Genomic DNA, 19,819 nt, shown 5'->3' on the forward strand with positions numbered 1-19,819 from the left:
TAATATTAATAGTAATACTATACATAAACCGACTACTTTTATACGTCTCATCACTTTAAAGCCATATGCTAATAACAAAGGTATTGTAAATACCATATGTGCGCCATAAATAAATGCTTCAGATGCTCCAAAACCAACAATTCCATGTAAAACAATATTAAATAGTAAACAGAAGCTTAAAAACCTTACGAAAGGTTCTTTTCTAAAGTTTTTCCATACAGCTACTATTATAAAAGCATACACAGATACAATCACAATCCATCCGATCATAGTATGCGATGGAAGCATATTTAATTGTGCGAATTGCTCACCTTGTCTTAAAGTAACTTCCGAGAACGGTCCAAAGATGAATGAAGATCCCAATACTAAATGAAATACTAGTATATACTTAGACCCTACATATTCCTCTGAAAAACCTTGTTTCTCTGTAAATTTAATATTAGTATTGATCACATCAATAAGTGATATGTTATTTTCTATAATCACTAATGCGAAAAGAAACACAACTACAATGATAGAAATACCAGTCCAAATAATTCTTTTCTTTAATGTTTTATAACTCATTACACTACCTAAAAACCACATAAACGAATTTGTTAATGTAACTCCCGTTATTCCTATTGCCAATAACATATTAGCAGCGCTGAATCCTGCTTTCGCTTCTTTTTCTCCTGTAATAAACGGATAACATACAAAGCACATCAGTACCAATGTGAAATTGGCGTAAACAAAAGATTCCGGTGTCCACGTAATAACTAACAGAGTAGCTGAAAATCCGTACATAACCGCTAATAGGAAAGAAACAATTACATTCTTACAAATTTTACAACATAACATGTAAATCATGACTACACTTATCGTACTTAAGAATGCTTGGAAAAATATAATACCTTGCACTACATTTTTTACACCTAGTGATGATACCACTGTTGCTATTTCCTCAGTTAAAAAATTTAAAAATGGATGTCGAAACAACACTTCATCTGCAATTGGTATTTTAGCCAAGAAAAAACTTAAAATGTAATAACCCTGATCAAAAGAAAAATACATGTCATACCAGGAAGCTGTTAAAATCTTAGAGTCGTTTTCCATTTTCCAACCGATAAAAAAATAAAATGACCAATAAAAAATGAAAAGGACAAGGGCTAATATCCCCTTTCCTTTATAATCATTCCAAATATTCAATACTTCTTCTCCTCTCTACGGTAGAAATACCATAATTAGATGTGCCACATACCCAATAACTATTCCTAACACAAGTCCACCAAAAATCTCATGCCAATGATGTCCTTGGCGCTCTCTTAATTTCTCTTCTTCCGAACTTATATGTTTATTCAACATTTTTGCATGTTTACCAACTGTACGGCGAAGTCCTGTGGCATCAATGATAACAATTGTTAAAATTGCCATCCCGATTCCAAACATCGGTGTATTAAAACCTTCATGAAACCCTATTGTCATGACCATACTTGATAAAATCGTTGTATGCGTACTAGGAAATCCACCATTTCCTACTAAACGAAAAGCATCTTTTCCAGAACGAAGATAATTCACTAAAAATTTCAATACTCCCGAAGCTACCCAAGCTATAAATGGAAGTACACAATATAAATATGTTCCCATTGCTTTACCTCCTATGATTTTGCAATAAATAAAATGCCCGCTACTATACATACCATTCCAGCAATTTTCATGAAATTGATTGTTTCACCAAATAATAATGCTGACGCAATAATAACAAATACATATCCGAAACTCACCATTGGGTATGCATAACTTAAATCAACCTTTCTCAGCACAATCATCCATAATAATGCACTTAAACCGTAAAAAGCTAGTCCGAAAAAGTTCGGTACGTTAATGAAATTCATAATACCTACAGCCGCTGAACTTTGTGATTTCATTGCACCAAACTTTAATAAAATTTGCCCTACAACTCCCATACCAACTGATAAAATAATCATCAAAAATTGTTGCATCTCTATACTCCTTAACTGTTTATATTTAAAAAATGTTTTATTCCAAATAAAAAACGTTTAAGACACTCCTCTTAAACGTTTTAACAAACCCGAATAGAGTAATTAAAAGTTCAATAGTATAATAATAACTGTTATCGCATATAACAACACTGTTATTAAAATATGCTGATCCTCTAATAAAACTTTATCTGGTTCTCCACCTTTATCTTCCATGTGAACTAAATATAAATAACGAAAAATCCCGTAAATTACAAATGGGATTGTCCACATTAAATAGATACTTTTCCCTGCATTAAAAGTAAAGATAGCATAAGTTACAATAGTTGCCGATGTAACAATTGTACTTAATTGATCTAACAAAGCAGGAGAATAACTTTCTAATACTTTTCTATGAGAACCTTTATTATTCTGTAACAATACTAATTCATGTCGTCTTTTATTAATGGCCAAGAATAGTGACAGTAATAATGTACATAATAAAAACCACGGTGTAAATGGCACTTGAATAACTAATCCACCGGCCAATGCTCGTAAAACAAATCCAGATGCAATAATTAAAATATCAATGATTACAACGTGCTTTAAACGAATTGAATACGCTACATTTAAAATAAAATAGACTGCTAATACTAAGCACAATAACGGATTTAGTATATATGAAACTACTAAAGACGCTACTAAAATAACACAGCCTGCCGTAATAGCAAAGTACGGATTTAATGCACCCGATGCCATCGGTCGATATCGCTTAATAGGGTGTTGTCGATCTGCCTCAATATCCATAAAATCATTTAAAATATAGACACAGCCAGATATTGCACAAAATAGCGCAAAACAAATTGCAGCTTGTGCCACCATAGTTAAAGATACTTGTTTTATCGAAAAGACTAACGCTGCAAATACAAGCAAGTTTTTAGTCCATTGTTTCGGGCGTAACTGTTTAAAAAACAATACAACTATATTTTGTTGAGATAAAGTTCCTTCCCTCATAATAATAAGAGTGCTTCTATTTTTGTCACTCTCTTCTTTCCCTCCCTATTCAATTGTTATTTACTTCTAATACAGGAAAGATTATATCACATAAGTATAACATTGAAAATCAACTATTAAATACCAATAAAGAGGTCTCTCATCCATATTGGTATTTCTAATAGACAAAGCTACAACAGCATTACACGCTCATTAATGGAATCAACATTTTCTAAAAGTAATCATCTTCATGATGATGCATTCTCGTTAAAATAATCGTATCGTCTCCATTGCTAATATTCTTTCATTAACACAATTACAGAAGTTAATCTTGAGCTCGGGACACGCCTCAAAGTTACAATTGGCTTACCCGAAAAAAGTGATGCACTTGGTTCTGTAAAGAAACAGACCGTACTTCCTTTTTCAAATGGAATTTTATACACGATTTCTTTATAAACATTTTTTTCAACAGCGTAGTAGCAAACAAAGTTATATCGAATTACCAATAAACAGGTCTACTATACCAATAAAAAGGCTGCCTCAAAAATTCGAGACAGCCTTTTCTTCAAAAAAATTATTCTTCTCCAAAACGCTCTACAAGTGTTGCAAGTGTACGTACCATTGCACCAGTTGCTCCAGCTGGACCTAAGTCGTGCGCGCCTTTTGTTTCTGATGTTCCAGCGATATCTAAGTGTACCCACGGTGTATCTTCAGCGAATTCGCCTAAGAATGTACCTGCCATAACCGCATGTCCTTCACGGCCTGGTGAGTTATTTAAATCAGCAAACTTACTGTTTCGAACGCGTTCTTTATCACGATCAAAAATCGGTAGTTGCCAAATTGGCTCATCCGTTTCCATAGAAGCCTCTAGCACTTGCTCAAATAACTCTTCATTATTTGTCATTGCGCCTGTCGTATAGTTTCCAAGTGCAACAATTACACCGCCTGTTAATGTTGCAACATCAACAAGGTAGTTTGCACCAAGTTTTTTCGCATACGTAATACCGTCAGCTAAAGCTAGACGACCTTCTGCATCCGTATTTAATACTTCAATTGTTTTTCCGCTCATAGATGTGATTACATCGTCTGGCTTAAATGCCGTACCACTTACAACGTTATCAGTTGAAGGAATAACAGCGATCACATTTTGTTCTGGGCGAAGTTCACCGATAATTTCCATCGCACCTAATACAGCAGCTGCACCGCCCATATCACCTTTCATACCAACCATGCCTTCACGTGGTTTTAAAGAATAACCACCTGTATCGTATGTAATACCTTTTCCAACGAATCCAATGACATCTGTCCACTCTTCTTTCCCTTTATAAATAAGAGCGATCATTTTTGGTGGCTCTACACTACCTTGGTTTACTGCAAGTAACGCGCCCATACCAAGATCTTCCATCTCTTCTTTCTCAAGAACTTTATAGTCCATATCATACTTCTCCGCTAATTCAACAGCATATTCAGCAAGCTTTGTCGCTGTTAATACGTTTGGCGGCATATTTACAAGTGTACGAGCTGAATTTGTTGCACGTCCATGTACGTAGCCAACTGTTAATGCTGCTTCAATTTCTTGTGCATCTTCCGCTGTAATAGCCGTGAACTTCTCTAACTCTACACGATCCTTTTTATCTGATTTATACGTTTGTAACTCATATGTACCAAGGCCTTGTACCTCTGCCGCAATATGAGCGACATCAATCGCGTCTAATTTCTCTGTTACGAAAGAATCAAGTAAGATTGCTGCATCTCGTACTTTTGCTGCTTGCAGTGTTTTAAACGCCTTACCAAGAGCCGCACGTAACGTTTCTGTCGTGTAAGATTCTTTCTTTCCTAAACCAACAAAGTAATAACGTTTCACATTTGTTTTCCCTAAGCTATGTACTTTCGAAATGGCCTTTTTCTTCGTAGATAATTCTTTCTCTTCTAGTAAAACTTGTAATTGCCCTTCAAACGCTTTGTCCAGTTCTTGTACAAAACTACTCATTTTCTCTTCTTCAAATAAAGCAACAATTACCGCTTCATGACCTGCTAATTCTTTTTGTACTTGAAACATGTTCAGACCCCCTAAATTTCTCTACCACCATTATAACTTTATTTTCGATAAAATGCGATAATTCTAACTACAGTTATATGGCGTGTAAAATCGCAGATCCAAAATCTCCTCTATCATGAAATAAGCCAAGAAAAAAAGTCTAGCGTAATTACGACTAGACTATCTTTGTTTTAAATATTGACCACGAAACACTTGCATCGTTTCGTCTTGATTTAACATCGTTAACTCTTCTTCTGTAAACTTACCATTTCCTACTTTTACTACGTACACATTTACTTTTTTCTTACCCCATTGGCTATAAACATCTTTCACCGTATCATAATATAGATCAAGACGGTTTCCTTTTATTGCACCGCCCTTATCAGCTACTACACCATACCCGTAACCTGGCACGAAGAGAATCGTTCCAATCGGGAATACGCGTAAGTCCGCAGCAATTGTGGAATATAAATCCCTTTTCACTTTGACACCTGAATATGTAATACCATACTCTGGATGCCCTGGCCTCTTACCAGTTGACTCAATCCCCGATGTATAACCTGTTGCAGTCATTTCAATTGAACGATATTTAGACCAGTCGTTTGCCTGCTCTAAAGCATTTATCACTTCTTTACTCGGAGCAACATTTCTCTTAACTTCTGCTGCATGTACTTCTTTTGCACTCATTCCTTCATATATCTTTACAATCTCTAATAAAGAAACTCCTGTGAAAGCATTCCATGTTACGCATAATGCAATTGCAAGTAAACAAGTCATCATAATGCGAATACAATATCGTTTTAACATTTTTATATTCCACACTCCTTCATCGTTAATCATTCCCTATACGATGAAGGAATATGCAAAAAAATAATCTCCAACTTAATTGGAGATTAAAACATTTGATATCCGCTTTTCCGAAGTTTCTTGATTACGACTCCTGCTAAAGCAGCCCCTACTAATCCAGTAGATAGAATAAATACGTCTGCTTGTCCTAAGTGCGATACACTTGTCCCAAATGAAGAAAATGTTTCTTTCGGTTTTGAAAAATAATCCCACATACTCGCTTTATTAATAATAAGCATACAAACAATCGGATACACAATAACCATTACCCAAGTAGCTCGCAAAATCATGTTGAGTAAAAATCCAATTCCAAAGAACAAAATAAAGAATAACATCATTGAAATAAGTAGTACCGGTATACTCACTCTTTTCCCCTCTCCTCCGTACGTGCCGTAAATACGTGATAAGCTGTATAACCAAATGGTTCACCTGGATTTAATGTTTTGTCCACTTCAAGATGTAGTTCTGATCTTCCTTCTAACAAATATTTAATAAGCACAGACGTATTCGGATCGTCTACAATCTTATCCGGATGTAAGAACGCCACTTCAGACAATTCTTTCTCCTGTACAATAATATTTTCTCCTTCAGGTTCCAAAAGGAAAATAATCATATTATCACTGATCTCATTACGAATAACACCCGATCGAACACCAATAATCCCCTTCACATGAGCGACAATGCCTGTCTCTTCTAACACTTCGCGTTTCACAGCTTCATCAACCGTCTCACCTTCATTTACAAAACCAGCCGGTAAAGACCATTTCCCTTTTAATCCACTGTATTTCTTCTTAACAAATAGCCACCTACCATCTTTTGTAGCTACTAAACCACTAACAGCTAGCCATACCTTCCCTCGTTTCTCCATGATGTAATAACCTCCTCCATCAGAACGGACAGAATATTCTTTCTTTTTTTATATATTATACTATATTTTTAATATGAAAAAAGCAGAAACAGCTCTTAGCCGTTTCTGCTTTTTCTACTATATATTAAAAGAACTTTAATTTACCTTTTTTAAGAACTAATAAAGGTCCACCTAATAAGAATAGGTAACGGTTATCGATTACTTTCTTCATGAAGGAAGCTTTCCAACCTGTTAACTTTTTACCCATAACAACGCCCATTGCATCGTCATGACCTAAAGAACATACAGATCCTTTATTATCGAATGCGAATTTCTTCATTTCGCCCTTGCCACGAACTAATACAGTTAAGTTGTGTGCAATATTGTAACCTTGTTGAATTGCAATTTGTGCTGTTGGTGGGTAAGGACGGTTAATTTCTTCATTAATGATTAACGCTGCGTCACCAACCATGAATACATCTTCGTATCCTGGAGCGTGCATGTACTCATCAACTTTTACACGTCCGCGCATTGCTTCAAAGCCAGACTCTTCCACAATACCATTACCACGAACACCTGCAGCCCAAACTACTGTTTCAGACTTAATTAATTCAGTGTCATCGCCATTCGCAACGATAATACCTTCTTCAGTTGCTTCTTTAATTGCTGTACCGATGCGGAATTCTACACCTTTTTTCTCAAGCTGTTTTACAGCGTATTCTACTAACGCTGGATCGAAACCTGGAAGTGCTGTTGGAGCAGCTTCTACACAGATGATACGTGCTTTTTCACGTGGTACATTATACTCTTTGCAAAGTTCAGGAACACGGTTTGCAAGCTCACCTACGTACTCGATACCAGTAAATCCAGCACCACCAACAACGATTGTTACTAACTCATCGCGTTGTTCAGTTGCATATTTAGAGAAACTAGCTTCCATATGCTCACGAATTTCACGAGTTGCATTAATGTTAGCGATTGAGAATGCATGCTCTTTTAATCCTGTAATTCCGAATGTTTCTGATTCGAAACCAAGACCAATTACTAAGTAATCATACTCTAACTCGCCATCTTTTAAGATAATGCGTTTTTCAGCAGCTTTAATTTCTACTACTGTGTCTTGTACAAAGTTCACTTTATTTGTATCAATAACGTCTTGAATATCTAGACAGATTTTTTCATCTTGTAATGTACCAGCTGCGCTCTCATGTAACCAAGTCGCTTGGTAGTGATAGCTGTTGTTGTTTACTAGCGTAATTTCAGCTTCATTTACAGATAATGCTTTTTGCAGACGAACAGTCGTAATCATCCCGCCATAACCTGCACCTAAAACTACGATTTTTGGAGTCTTCACCAAATCACAACCCTTTTCTTTATATAATAGTAATAAAAAATAATACCAAGTACTAAAAACTCTATTTGTCAAGAATGTGGAATTTATCACATTCTATATCATAACAAAACGCAGTCAAAAAATCGTACGAATTTTGTCATAGAAATTTAACATAATACTTCCCTATATTAGTCGGTTTTATTCCAGAATTCAAGCGTCTGGAGAATTATCAATATTTTAAAATAACATAGCGTTTTCAAGGGTTTTTTAGCCTTTTTTTCATGTATTTTCCTTCCTGTATATTTTATACAATAAAAAAGAACCTATGCGAAAACTTACACACAATTCAGTCGTTTTCAGAAGTATTATGAACTCAAATATGCTATCATTTATTTGAAAGTGTCATCATTTGCAGGATTTTCGTGTACATATGAACAATATATGAAATCAATATCAAAATTCCATCTATAGGGGGAATGAAAGTGGCAGAAAATCAAAAAGTTTACGACATAACAATTATTGGTGGTGGTCCAACGGGACTGTTCACAGCATTTTATGGCGGTATGAGACAAGCAAGTGTAAAAATCATTGAAAGCTTACCTCAACTTGGCGGACAATTATCCGCACTCTACCCTGAAAAATACATTTATGATGTGGCTGGATTTCCAAAAGTGCGCGCACAAGAATTAGTTGATAACTTAAAAGAGCAAATGAAGAAATTTGACCCAACTGTTTGTTTAGAAGAAGCTGTCGATACGCTTGAGAAACAAGCTGACGGTATATTTAAACTTGTTACGAATAAGCAAACTCACTATTCTAAATCAGTTATTATTACTGCTGGCAATGGTGCTTTCCAACCACGCCGCTTAGAATTAGAAGGTACAGCGAAATACGAAAAGAAAAACTTACATTATTTCGTTGATGATATGAATAAATTTGCTGGTAAGCGCGTCGTAGTATTTGGCGGTGGCGACTCAGCAGTAGACTGGACAATGATGTTAGAACCGATTGCTGAAAAAGTTACAATCGTTCATCGTCGTGATAAATTCCGTGCGCATGAACATAGCGTAGAAAGCTTAATGAATTCTCGTGCAGAAGTAAGTACACCATACGTTCCAGTAGAACTCATTGGTGATGACAAGATTGAACAAGTCGTTCTTCAACATGTAAAAACGGAGGAAAAAATTATCATCGATGTTGATGACGTAATCGTAAACTACGGCTTCGTTTCTTCTCTTGGCCCAATTAAAAACTGGGGCTTAGATATACAAAAAAACAGCATCCTTGTAAATTCAAAAATGGAAACAAATATTCCTGGCATTTACGCTGCTGGTGACATTTGTACATATGAAGGAAAAGTAAAACTTATCGCTTGTGGATTTGGCGAAGCACCGACAGCAGTAAACAATGCAAAAGCTTACTTCGATCCAAATGCAAAACTTCAACCGATGCATAGCTCAAGTATGTTTTAATATGCAAAAATAAAGCTCCTTCCATACGTGGAAGGAGCTTTCCTTTTATATAACATAAAAGCACACTGAGTCCAATAAACTATCGAACTCAGTGTGCTTTTCGTCTAAAAAATTATTGTTTTCTTCTTCTACCTAATACGAATAATACTCCGCCAACTAAGAATGAAATTCCCGCACCAACTGACATCATCCATGAATGTGCTGCCCCTGTTTTCGGTAATTCTTTTTCTACTTTTATTTGCGGTTCTTTAATTAACTTTTCCAGTCTTACTTCCGGTTTCTCCGGTTTCACTTCTGGTTTCTTCAGATCTTTCGGTTCCTCCGGTTTCACTTCTGGTTCCTTCGGCTCTTTCGGTTCCTCCGGTTTCACTTCTGGTTCTTTCGGCTCTTCCGGTTTCACTTCTGGTTCTTTCGGTTCCTCCGGTTTCACTTCTGGTTCTTTTGGTTCTTTCGGTTCCTCCGGTTTCACTTCTGGTTCTTTCGGTTCCTCCGGTTTCACTTCTGGTTCCTTCGGTTCTTTCGGCTCTTCCGGTTTCACTTCTGGTTCCTTCGGCTCTTCTGGTATCTTAAGATCTTCTTTTGTTTTCGGTAAAATTGTAACTGTAGGCTCAAGTGGTGGATTTATTTTATCGTCCACTACCGCTCTATTTGTTATCCCTTTACTTGGTGCTGCTTTTACCTTCACTTTAAAAATAATACTACGTTCTTTCGTATCTGTAATTTCTAGATACTTTGCTATTACTTTTCCAAACTCCATTTTTAACTCTATTGGATTTGGTTCAGCCCCTTCAAATCTAATGCTATCTTGCACGTACTCTAAACCGGCTGGAATTTCATCTTCTACCTTTACCTCTGCTAGTTTGCCGTTTTCTACCGTATTTTTGAAACTAATTCGGTATTCTACTTCTTCTCCTAGCTTCGGTTCTTTATTATTTACTGTCTTCGTCGCTTTTAACTTACCATCTTTATATTCTGGCTTTATTGTCGCTGTCGGTTCCATAACTGGATGATCTGGATCATCTACATGAATGATCGCTTTATTTGTTATTTCCTCTCCAACTTTTACTGATTCTTTTACCTTTACTTTAAAGATGATACTTCTTTCTTTCGTATCCATAATTTCTGGATACTTCACTGTTACTTTTCCATTCTCGACTTTAAGTTCTGTTGGCACAGGCTTATCACCTACGGCCTCCAGACTTTCTTTCACATACTCTAAACCAGACGGAATTTCATCTTCAATCTTTACATCAACTAACTTCCCGCCATCTACTGTGCCGTTAAAAGTAATTCGATATTCGATTTCTTCCCCTAGCTTTGGTTCATGGTTACTTACTTCTTTCCTTGCCTCTAGTTTCCCATCTTTATATTGAGGTGTAATTGGTATAAGTGACTCAACTGGTGGATTTGTCGGATTATTATCATCCACAACCGCCTTGTTTATAATTTCTTTTCCTACTTGTACCGTTTCTTGTACTTTCACTTTAAAGATGATACTTCTTTTTTTCGTATCCGTAATTTCTGGATACTTTGCTGTTACTTTTCCATTCTCAACTTTAAGTTCTACTGGATTTGGTTCCGGACCATCAGACTTTATACTATCCTGTACGTATTCTAAACCAGCTGGAATTTCGTCCTCTACTTTTACCTCAGTTAGTTTGCCGTTTTCTACTGTATTTTCAAAACTAATTCGATATTCTACTTCTTCTCCTAACTTCGGTTCATGGTTACTCACTGTCTTTTCAGCTTGTAATACACCCTCTTTATGTTGAGGTTGTATCGCGACATTCGGTTTCTCTGGTGGATTTATAGTATCTTCCACAACCGCCGTATTCACAATCGCTTCGCCAATTTTAGCTTTTTCTTTCACTTTTGCTTTAAAGACGATACTTCTTTCTTTCGTATCCGTAATTTCTGGATATTCTGCGAGTACTATGCCGTTTTTCACTTTTACATGCAACGGTTTTGGATTATCCCCCTCAGCTCTTTCGCTACCTTCTACAAACTCTAAACTGTTTGGTAATTCATCCTTAATTTTCACCTTCGCTAATTTTCCGTGCTCAACTACGTTACGGAACGTAATTCGATACTCTACTTCTTCTCCTAATTTTGGAGCTGGGTTATTTACTGTTTTCTCAGCTTTTATTTTTCCATTCTTATACTCCGGTGTAATAATCGCTTCTGGTTTTTGCGGAGGATTCTTCGGATTATCATCATCCACAATTGCCGTATTCACGATTTTCTTCCCGACTTTTACTGCTTCTGTTACTTTTACCTTAAAGATAATGCTACGCTCAGCTGTATCAGTAATATTTTCATACTTCGCTGTAATTTTTCCAGCTTCTTCTTTTAACTCTACCGGATTTGGTTCATTACCTTCTGCTTTTAAACTATCCTTCACATACTCTAATCCATTTGGTAGTTGATCCTCAATTTTCACTTCTGCTAGTTTTCCATTTTCTACCGTATTTTTAAAACTAATTCGGTACTCTACTTCTTCTCCTAGCTTTGGATCTTTTTTACTTACCTTTTTATTAGCTTTAAATTTACCATCTTTATGCTGCGGTGTAATATCTACTTCTGGTCGCTCTGGTAGATTTTTTGTATCATCAACAATTGCTTTATTTACAATTGCCTTGTCCACTTCAACGGAATCTTTCACCTTCACTTTAAAGATAATGCTTCTTTCTTTCATGTCAGTGATATTTTCATACTTCGCACTAACCTTACCAGCTTCTTCTTTCAACTCTACTGGGGCCGGCTTATCACCTTCTGCTTTTAGACTATCTTTCACATACTCTAAACCAAACGGAATTTCATCCTCAATTTTAACCTCTGCCAGTTTTCCATCTTTCACCGTATTATTAAATGAAATTCGATATTCGATTTCTTCACCTAGCTTCGGTTTATGATTATTCACCTTTTTATGAGCAGCAATTTTACCATCTTTATATTGTGGTGTAATTTTTGCTGTCGGATCAATTACTGGATGGTTCGGATCATCAACATGGATAATCGCTTTATTTGTAATGTCCTTCCCTATTGTAACCGAATCTTTTACCTTCACTTTAAAGACAATACTTCTTTCTTGCGTATCCATAATCTCTGAATACTTTGCCATTACCTTACCATTTTCTACTTTCAACTCCACTGGTTTTGGCTCTTCACCTTCAGCTTTTTCGCTTCCTTCTACAAACTCTAATCCAGCTGGAATTTTATCTTCTATTTTTACCTCTGCTAGTTTTCCATCTTTCACCGTGTTTTTAAAAATAATTCGATATTCGATTTCCTCACCTAACTTCGGTTCATGGTTACTTACTTCTTTTCTTGCCTCAATTTTCCCATCTTTATATTGTGGTGTAATCGGTACATAAGGCTCTTCTGGCAGATTCTTTGTATCATCTACAATTGCCTCATTTACGATTTCTTCTCCCACTTTTACGCTTTCTTTTACCTTCGCTTTAAAGACAATGCTTCTTTCCTCTGTATCTGTAATTTCTGGATACTTTGCCATTACCTTATTATTTTTCACATGTAGCTCTACTGGTTTCGGTTTAGAACCTTCTGCCGTGATACTGCCTTCCACATACTCTAAACCATTTGGTAATGCATCCTTTATATTTACCTCTGCTAGTTTTCCGTTTTCTACCGTGTTTTTAAAACTAATTCGGTATTCTACTTCTTCTCCTAGTTTCGGTTTATGATTATTCGCCACTTTCTGCGCAGCAATTTTACCATCTTTATATTGCGGAGTAATTTCCACATGAGGCTCTTCGGGCTCATTTTTTGTATCTACTACGATTGCTTTATTAACAATCTCCTTGCCTACTTCTGCCTCTTCTTTTACTCTCACTTTAAAGATAATACTTCTTTCTTTTGTATCCGTAATTTCTAGATACTTTGCCATTACCTTGCCGTTTTCAAATTTCAATTCTACCGGACTTGGTTTAGAACCTTCTACTTGTAAACTGTTCTCCACGTACTCTAATCCAGCTGGAATTTCATCTTCTACTGTAACCTCTACTAGTTTTCCGTTTTCTACCGTGTTTTTAAAACTAATTCGGTATTCTACTTCTTCTCCTAATTTCGGTTTTTTATTGTTTACAAATTTCTCTGCTTTAAGCTTACCGTCTTTATATTCTGGCGTAATTGTTACTTCTGAAGTTGTTGGATCTTTTGTATCATCAACAACCACTTTATTGACAAGGCCTTCACCAACTTTAAATTCTTCTTTTACTTTCGCTTTAAAGACGATACTTCTTTCTTCTGTATCCGTAATCTCTGGATATTTGGCGATTACTTTTCCATCTTTCACTTTCAGTTCTACTGGATCCGGCTTAGTACCTTCCGCTCGTAAACTATCTTTCACATACTCTAATCCAGCTGGAATTTTATCTTCTATTTTTACCTCTGCTAGCTTTCCGTTTTCTACCGTGTTTTTAAAACTAATTCGGTATTCTACTTCTTCTCCTAACTTCGGCGTTTCATTATTTACCGTCTTCTTCGCTTCCACTTTTCCGTCTTTATGCTGCGGAGTAATTTCTGCCGTCGGTGTTTCTGGTTCATTTTTCGTATCATCAACAATTGCTTTGTTAACGATTTTTTTACCGACTTTCACTTCTTCCTTTACTTTCACTTTAAAAGTGATACTTCTTTCTTCTGTGTCCGTAATCTCTGGATACTTCGCCATTACCTTACCATTTTCCATTTTCAATTCTACTGGATCCGGCTTAGTACCTTCTGCTTTCACACTGTTTTCTACATACTCTAAACCTTCTGGTAAAGTATCTTCTATTTTCACCTCTGCTAGTTTTCCGTCTTCTACCGTGTTTTTAAAACTAATTCGGTATTCTACTTCTTCTCCTAACTTCGGCGTTTCATTATTTACCGTCTTCTTCGCTTTCACTTTTCCGTCTTTATGTTGCGGAATAATTTCTGCTGTCGGTGTTTCTGGCGGATGTTTCGTATCGCTCACAATCGCTTCATTAACAATTGAATCGCTCACTTTACCTTTTACTTTCACTTTAAAGGTAATACTTCTCTCTTTTGTATCTGTAATCTCAGGATACTTTGCCATTACCTTACCGTTTTCAAATTTTAATTCCACTGGATCTGGCTTAGAACCTTCTACTTTTAAACTATCTTTCACATACTCTAATCCATTTGGTAAATCATCTTCTATTTTTACCTCTGTTAGCTTTCCATGTTCTACCGTATTTTTAAAGCTAATTCGGTATTCCACTTCTTCTCCTAACTTCGGCGTTTCATTATTTACTATCTTTTTTGCTTCAAGTTTTCCATCTTTATACTGAGGAGTAATTTCCGCTGTCGGATTAACTGGCTTATTTTGCGAATCATCAATAGTTGCTTTATTAATGATTTTTTTACCGACTTTTACTTCTTCTTTTACTTTCACTTTAAAAACGATACTTCTTTCTTCTGTATCCGTAATTTCTGGATATTTTGCCATTACTTTACCGTTTTCAAATTTCAGCTCTACTGAATCTATTCCGGCACCTTCTGCTTTCAAACTATTTTCTACATACTCTAAACCTTCTGGTAAAGTATCCTCTACTGTCACGTCTGTTAGCTTTCCGTTCTTTACCGTATTTTTCATACTAATTCGGTATTCTACTTCTTCTCCTAACTTCGGTGTTTCATTATTTACGATTTTCTTCGCTTTAATTTTTCCATCTTTGTGTAATGGTGTAATTTTCGCTTCTGGTTCTTTCGGATTTTTCATATCATCAACAATTGCCTTATTGATGATTTCCTTCCCCACTTCCGCTTCTTCCTTCACCTTTACCTTAAAGACAATACTTCTTTCTTTCATATCCGTAATATTGTCGTATTCAGCAATAACTTTTCCATCTTTCACACTTAACTTTAATGGAGCTGGTTTATCACCTTCAGCCTTTTCGCTGCCTTTTACATACTCTAAACCGTTAGGAATTGTATCCTCTATTATTACCTTTTCTAGTTTTCCGTTTTCTACCGTGTTCTTAAAGCTAATTCGGTATTCTACTTCTTCTCCTAGTTTTGGTGATGAATTATCTACTGTCTTCTTCGAATCAATTATTCCATCCTTATGTTGCGGAGTAATTCTTTCCTCCGGTTCAATCGGTGGATTTTTCGTATCATCAACAATTGCTTTATTGACAATCTCTTTATCTACTTTTACTTCTTCCTTCACCTTTACTTTAAAGACGATACTTCTTTCTTTCATATCCATAATATCGATATACTTAGCTTTGACTATCCCATTTTCAACAGCTAATTCTACTGGTTCAGGTGCTTCTCCTTCGGCCTTGATGCTATTTTCTACATATTCAAGACCTTTTGGAATTGTATCTTCCACTCGCACCTCTTCAAGTTTTCCGTTCTCAACCGTATTATGAAAACTAATGCGGTACTCGATTTCTTCGCCTAACTTTGGCTTCTTATTATTAACTACCTTTGTAGCAGCAATTTCACCTTTTTTACTTTGCGGTGTAATAACAACCTTTGATTCAACAGGCTCATTTTTCGGATCTTTTGCAATTGCTTTATTTACGATTGCCTCCCCTACTTTTGCCGAATCTTTTACTTTCACTTTAAAAACAATACTTCTTTTTTCTGTATCCGTAATTTCTGGATACTTGGCCATTACTTTGCCATCTTCCACTTTTAGTTCTACTGGCTCTGGTTTTATACCTTCAGCTTTCAAACTATCTTTCACGTATTCAACACCTTTAGGTAGTGTATCTTCTACTAGCACCTTTTCTAGTTTTCCGTTTTCTACCGTATTATAAAATGTAATTCGGTATTCCACTTCTTCTCCTAGTTTTGGTGTTTGATTCGTTACGCTTTTTTCTACATCCACTTTACCGTATTTATAATCCGGCGTAATCTTTTCCTCTGGATGCTCAGTTTGTCCATTTGGCTCACTCACAACCGCTTTATTAACAATCGTTTCTCCCGCTTTTGCCTCTTCTTTTACTTTCACTTTAAAGGCAATGCTTCGCTCTTTTGTATCCGTAATCTCTGGATATTTTGCGATTATCTTACCATTTTCTACTTTTAACTCTACTGGATTTGGTGCAGCACCTTCAGCTCTCACACTGCCTTGAACAAATTCTAAGTTAGCTGGAATTTCATCTTCTATTGTAACTGCATCTAGTTTTCCGTTTTCCACCGTATTTTTGAAGCTAATTTGATATTCAACTTCTTCTCCTAGCCTCGGCTTCTTATTTGTTGCTTTTTTCTTTGCAGCAATTTTACCGGCCTTATGCTGTGGTGTAATCTTCTCTTCTAGATTCTTTGGTGGATTTGTTTTATCTCTAACGGTTGCTTTATTAACAATTTCTTCACCAATTTTTGCAGTTTCTTTTACTTTTGTTTTAAAGACGATACTTCTTTCTTCCATATCCATAATTTCTGGATACTTTGCAATTACTTTTCCATTTTCAAACTTCAGCTCTACTGGCTCTGGTTTTGCACCTTCTGCTTTCAAACTATCTTTCACGTATTCAAGACTACTTGGTAATTCATCTTCAATGGTCAATACATCTAGACGTCCATCTTTTGTCTTATTTTTAAATGTAATACGATACTCTACCTCTTCACCTAACTTCGGTGTTTTATTAGAAGCTATTTTTCTCGCCTCTATTTCCCCTGGAACTTCTTTTGGGGTAGTAACCGTAACATTTGCATCGTCCTCAGTTTCATACTTTATCTCGGCACTATCTTGTCCCTTTACAACAACGACATTTTTTACTGTTGTATCTGATTGTACAGAATCTTTCACTTTTACTTTGAATGTAATAACGGTACTTTCACCAGGCTTTAAAACACCACCGTTTTTAGCATCTGCATCCTCACCAACACGGAAATCAATTTGATTATTTACAAACTCTGCTTCATCATCGCTTGCATTATCTGTTTTATTTCCTTTATTACTTCCAGAAACATATTGTATAGACCCTGGAACATACTCTAAACGATCATCTAATTTATCAAAACCTTTTACATTTGATACCGGCGCTTGGTTATTTTTCGTATCATTTTTCACTTCAATTTGATACGTAAACTCTTCACCAACTTTAACGTCCTTAATTTCTTTTCCGGCACTATCTAATGCCTTTTTATCAACTTGTAAGTTTGGAGCATTATGTTCTGTAACGAATGTAGCGTTATTTAATACGTAAATATCACCGCCACCACCATATGCTCTAAAACGCATTTTTGCTTCTTTTAAATCATTTTTCACTTGAGTGGGTCCTTCAAGGTGATACGTATGAATATCTGTACTGAAAGAATTTGTCCAATCCGGATTATATCCTGGGTATTTTTTCGTAACAAATTCGTTAGTACCATCTACTTGTACTTCTGTCATAGATGAGTCATTAACATCATTATCTTTACCTTTAATATTTTTAAACTTTTGATACCCTAACCCAAAATCATACTCTCCATAATCATAGGCATATCCATCATTATCAGCTGGATCACCTTGCGATGAAAAATAACTAAATTTCGCCTTAAAAGCACCTTCTTTTGGTGTGTTTATTTTATTAACATTAATATCTGTCCAGGCTGTACTTTTTTGAGAGACTAGCCCTTCCCAAATCTTCATGTCTTTTACTGTTTCTTTATAGTTTTCATAAACTAAGATAAGATTCCAGTTACCCCAGTAATAGCCACTGCCTTTTTCAAATTTAATTTGTGGCACATTTGCAACTGTCACCGTTTGAGAAATACCTTGCTGTGCAATTACATTTGTTACATCTGCATACGCTACGTATCCTGCACCACTGCCATAGTGATTTGCAATATACGGTAAAGAATCCGCTTTTCGTATACTATCAGCACTTACTTCAGCGTATTGCTTATTTCCCATCTTCATTTTAACGGGTTGTCTTACATCTTCATCGCTAACTCTATAATCTGTCCTTGCATCACTCGGAGTCCCCATAGCAGCTGTCCAAAACAAATACGCCTTTTTCACTTTACTTCCAGCAGGAATGTTAGGAAATGCACCTGTTGACGAATTAAATGTAGTATCATCATTATCAACATCTACAGCTTTTTTATTGGTTTTGCCACCAACACTTTGCCTAGTATAATGATTATCTGTTAAACCAAGCGTCACATTACCAGTCTGTACTAAATTACCAGGAGCAATTGTAGAATACAACGGGTCTCCAAATCCTTGTTTATCTCCTGTTTGGATTTGAACCTTCGAAGCATTTTCTGATGCAGCTTGTACTTCTGCATCACTCTGCTTTACTGCTAAAGGTGATTGCTTTTTCTCTTTTTCTAGTTGCTTCTCAGCCTCAGGTTGTTTTATCTTCTCTATTTCTGTTTTTTGTGCAGATGTATTTTTATCTTCTACAGATACTTTTAATTTTCCATCCACTTCTTTAGTTTTTGAATCAGTTGTTGATCCGATAGCTTTCTTACTACTGTCAGCCTCATCATCGATATTAGCTTCTAACTTCTCTTCAGAAGGAAGCCCTTCAACATCTACAGACATGTTTCCTATTTGTAGTTGATCCTTTTGCACACTAATTTTTTGCTTATACTCTTTATTAAAATGTTGCGCACGACGAGCTTTTATTAATACAGTCATTTTTTCATGTGATTTTAAATCTTGAATTTTAAGATTAGAAGAAAGAACCTTTCCTCCATTATCTTTTTCCTCTACATAGAAATCCGCTACCTTATTTTCAAGTAACTTCTCTCCGTTTACTTTCACAGATTGCGAAAGAAACTCAATTCCATTGTCATTATTTTGTTTAATTACTAATTCTCGGATTGGTGTATCTCCCGTATTTTCAATCTTATATTGAAATACGTGCTCCCTCTCCGCTACTTCTCCCTTATACATTTCAGCATTCACTTGATCTGCCTTAATTTTCACATCATTTCCTTGTAACTCATCCCAGCTTTTTTTATTTATCTCTGTAGCAAAAGCACTGGGCGAAGGCAATATGATGGATAGAAGAAGTGTGATCATTGTTACGACATTAAAACACTTCAATACTTGCTTCATATTTTCTACCTTTCTCCTTTCTATATACTTGCTATCCGCCTACTTCATTTCAGTAACCCTTTCATTTAGTAGCCGAATACATAGCAATATATATCCACTCGCAACAATCCGACCTACGAAAATGTATCGTTGAAATCCCAATGTCAACAATATAAATCTCATAGAATATTACTATTTTAATTTATCAAAAATAGCATATATACCGGACACTTATACAAACCTTTACCATACTTTTAATATAGTAAAAACACCGTGCTGTATAGGTTTATATAACAGTTAAAGGATACTTAAAAATTTTAACA

The 19,819-nt window shown here is 35.8% G+C and carries 11 protein-coding genes; 1 reads left to right on the plus strand and 10 read right to left on the minus strand.

Translation table 11 applies throughout. The annotated features are described in order from the left end of the window. From ACQGSG_RS18100 to ACQGSG_RS18140, 9 genes are all read right to left on the minus strand, one after another. Positions 1-1,185, minus strand: a 1,185-nt coding sequence (locus ACQGSG_RS18100) for a DUF6080 domain-containing protein (protein ID WP_426947754.1), incomplete at its 3' end; no start/stop codon positions are given. Positions 1,186-1,200: 15 nt separating this feature from the next. Then, entirely contained in the window at positions 1,201-1,623 is a 423-nt protein-coding gene (locus ACQGSG_RS18105) for a divergent PAP2 family protein (RefSeq protein ID WP_000537661.1), read from the minus strand. A gap of 11 nt (positions 1,624-1,634) precedes the next feature. Then, a complete protein-coding gene (locus tag ACQGSG_RS18110; protein ID WP_001183889.1) occupies positions 1,635-1,979 on the minus strand; it encodes an EamA family transporter in 345 nt (114 codons plus the stop codon). Positions 1,980-2,081: 102 nt separating this feature from the next. After that, entirely contained in the window at positions 2,082-2,969 is an 888-nt protein-coding gene (locus tag ACQGSG_RS18115; RefSeq protein ID WP_001206691.1) for a decaprenyl-phosphate phosphoribosyltransferase, read from the minus strand. A 553-nt stretch (positions 2,970-3,522) separates the two neighbouring features. Continuing rightward, entirely contained in the window at positions 3,523-5,007 is a 1,485-nt protein-coding gene (pepA, locus tag ACQGSG_RS18120; RefSeq protein WP_000487949.1) for a cytosol aminopeptidase, read from the minus strand. A gap of 159 nt (positions 5,008-5,166) precedes the next feature. Next, a complete protein-coding gene (locus ACQGSG_RS18125) occupies positions 5,167-5,793 on the minus strand; it encodes a 3D domain-containing protein (RefSeq protein ID WP_000920098.1) in 627 nt (208 codons plus the stop codon). A gap of 86 nt (positions 5,794-5,879) precedes the next feature. Further along, positions 5,880-6,197 carry a YuiB family protein gene (locus tag ACQGSG_RS18130; protein WP_000027016.1) on the minus strand — a complete coding sequence of 106 codons (318 nt, stop codon included), beginning with the start codon at positions 6,195-6,197 and terminating at the stop codon, positions 5,880-5,882. Next, positions 6,194-6,700 carry an NUDIX hydrolase gene (locus tag ACQGSG_RS18135; protein ID WP_098605320.1) on the minus strand — a complete coding sequence of 169 codons (507 nt, stop codon included), beginning with the start codon at positions 6,698-6,700 and terminating at the stop codon, positions 6,194-6,196. The genes ACQGSG_RS18130 and ACQGSG_RS18135 overlap by 4 nt, the downstream gene beginning before the upstream one ends. Before the next feature lie 124 nt (positions 6,701-6,824). Next, on the minus strand, positions 6,825-8,033 hold the full coding sequence (locus tag ACQGSG_RS18140) for an NAD(P)/FAD-dependent oxidoreductase (RefSeq protein WP_000856612.1): 1,209 nt from the start codon (positions 8,031-8,033) through the stop codon (positions 6,825-6,827). Positions 8,034-8,494: 461 nt separating this feature from the next. Between ACQGSG_RS18140 and ACQGSG_RS18145 the strand changes: the two genes are divergently transcribed. Next, positions 8,495-9,484, plus strand: a complete 990-nt coding sequence (locus ACQGSG_RS18145) for an NAD(P)/FAD-dependent oxidoreductase (RefSeq protein WP_000829788.1) — start codon at positions 8,495-8,497, stop codon at positions 9,482-9,484. A gap of 112 nt (positions 9,485-9,596) precedes the next feature. Here ACQGSG_RS18145 and ACQGSG_RS18150 read toward each other — a convergent pair whose 3' ends face one another. Then, entirely contained in the window at positions 9,597-19,517 is a 9,921-nt protein-coding gene (locus tag ACQGSG_RS18150; protein WP_325842580.1) for an isopeptide-forming domain-containing fimbrial protein, read from the minus strand. Between the last annotated feature and the right edge of the window lie 302 nt (positions 19,518-19,819).

The organism is Bacillus sp. GMa5/1 (assembly GCF_050172015.1).
Classification (GTDB): domain Bacteria; phylum Bacillota; class Bacilli; order Bacillales; family Bacillaceae_G; genus Bacillus_A; species Bacillus_A cereus.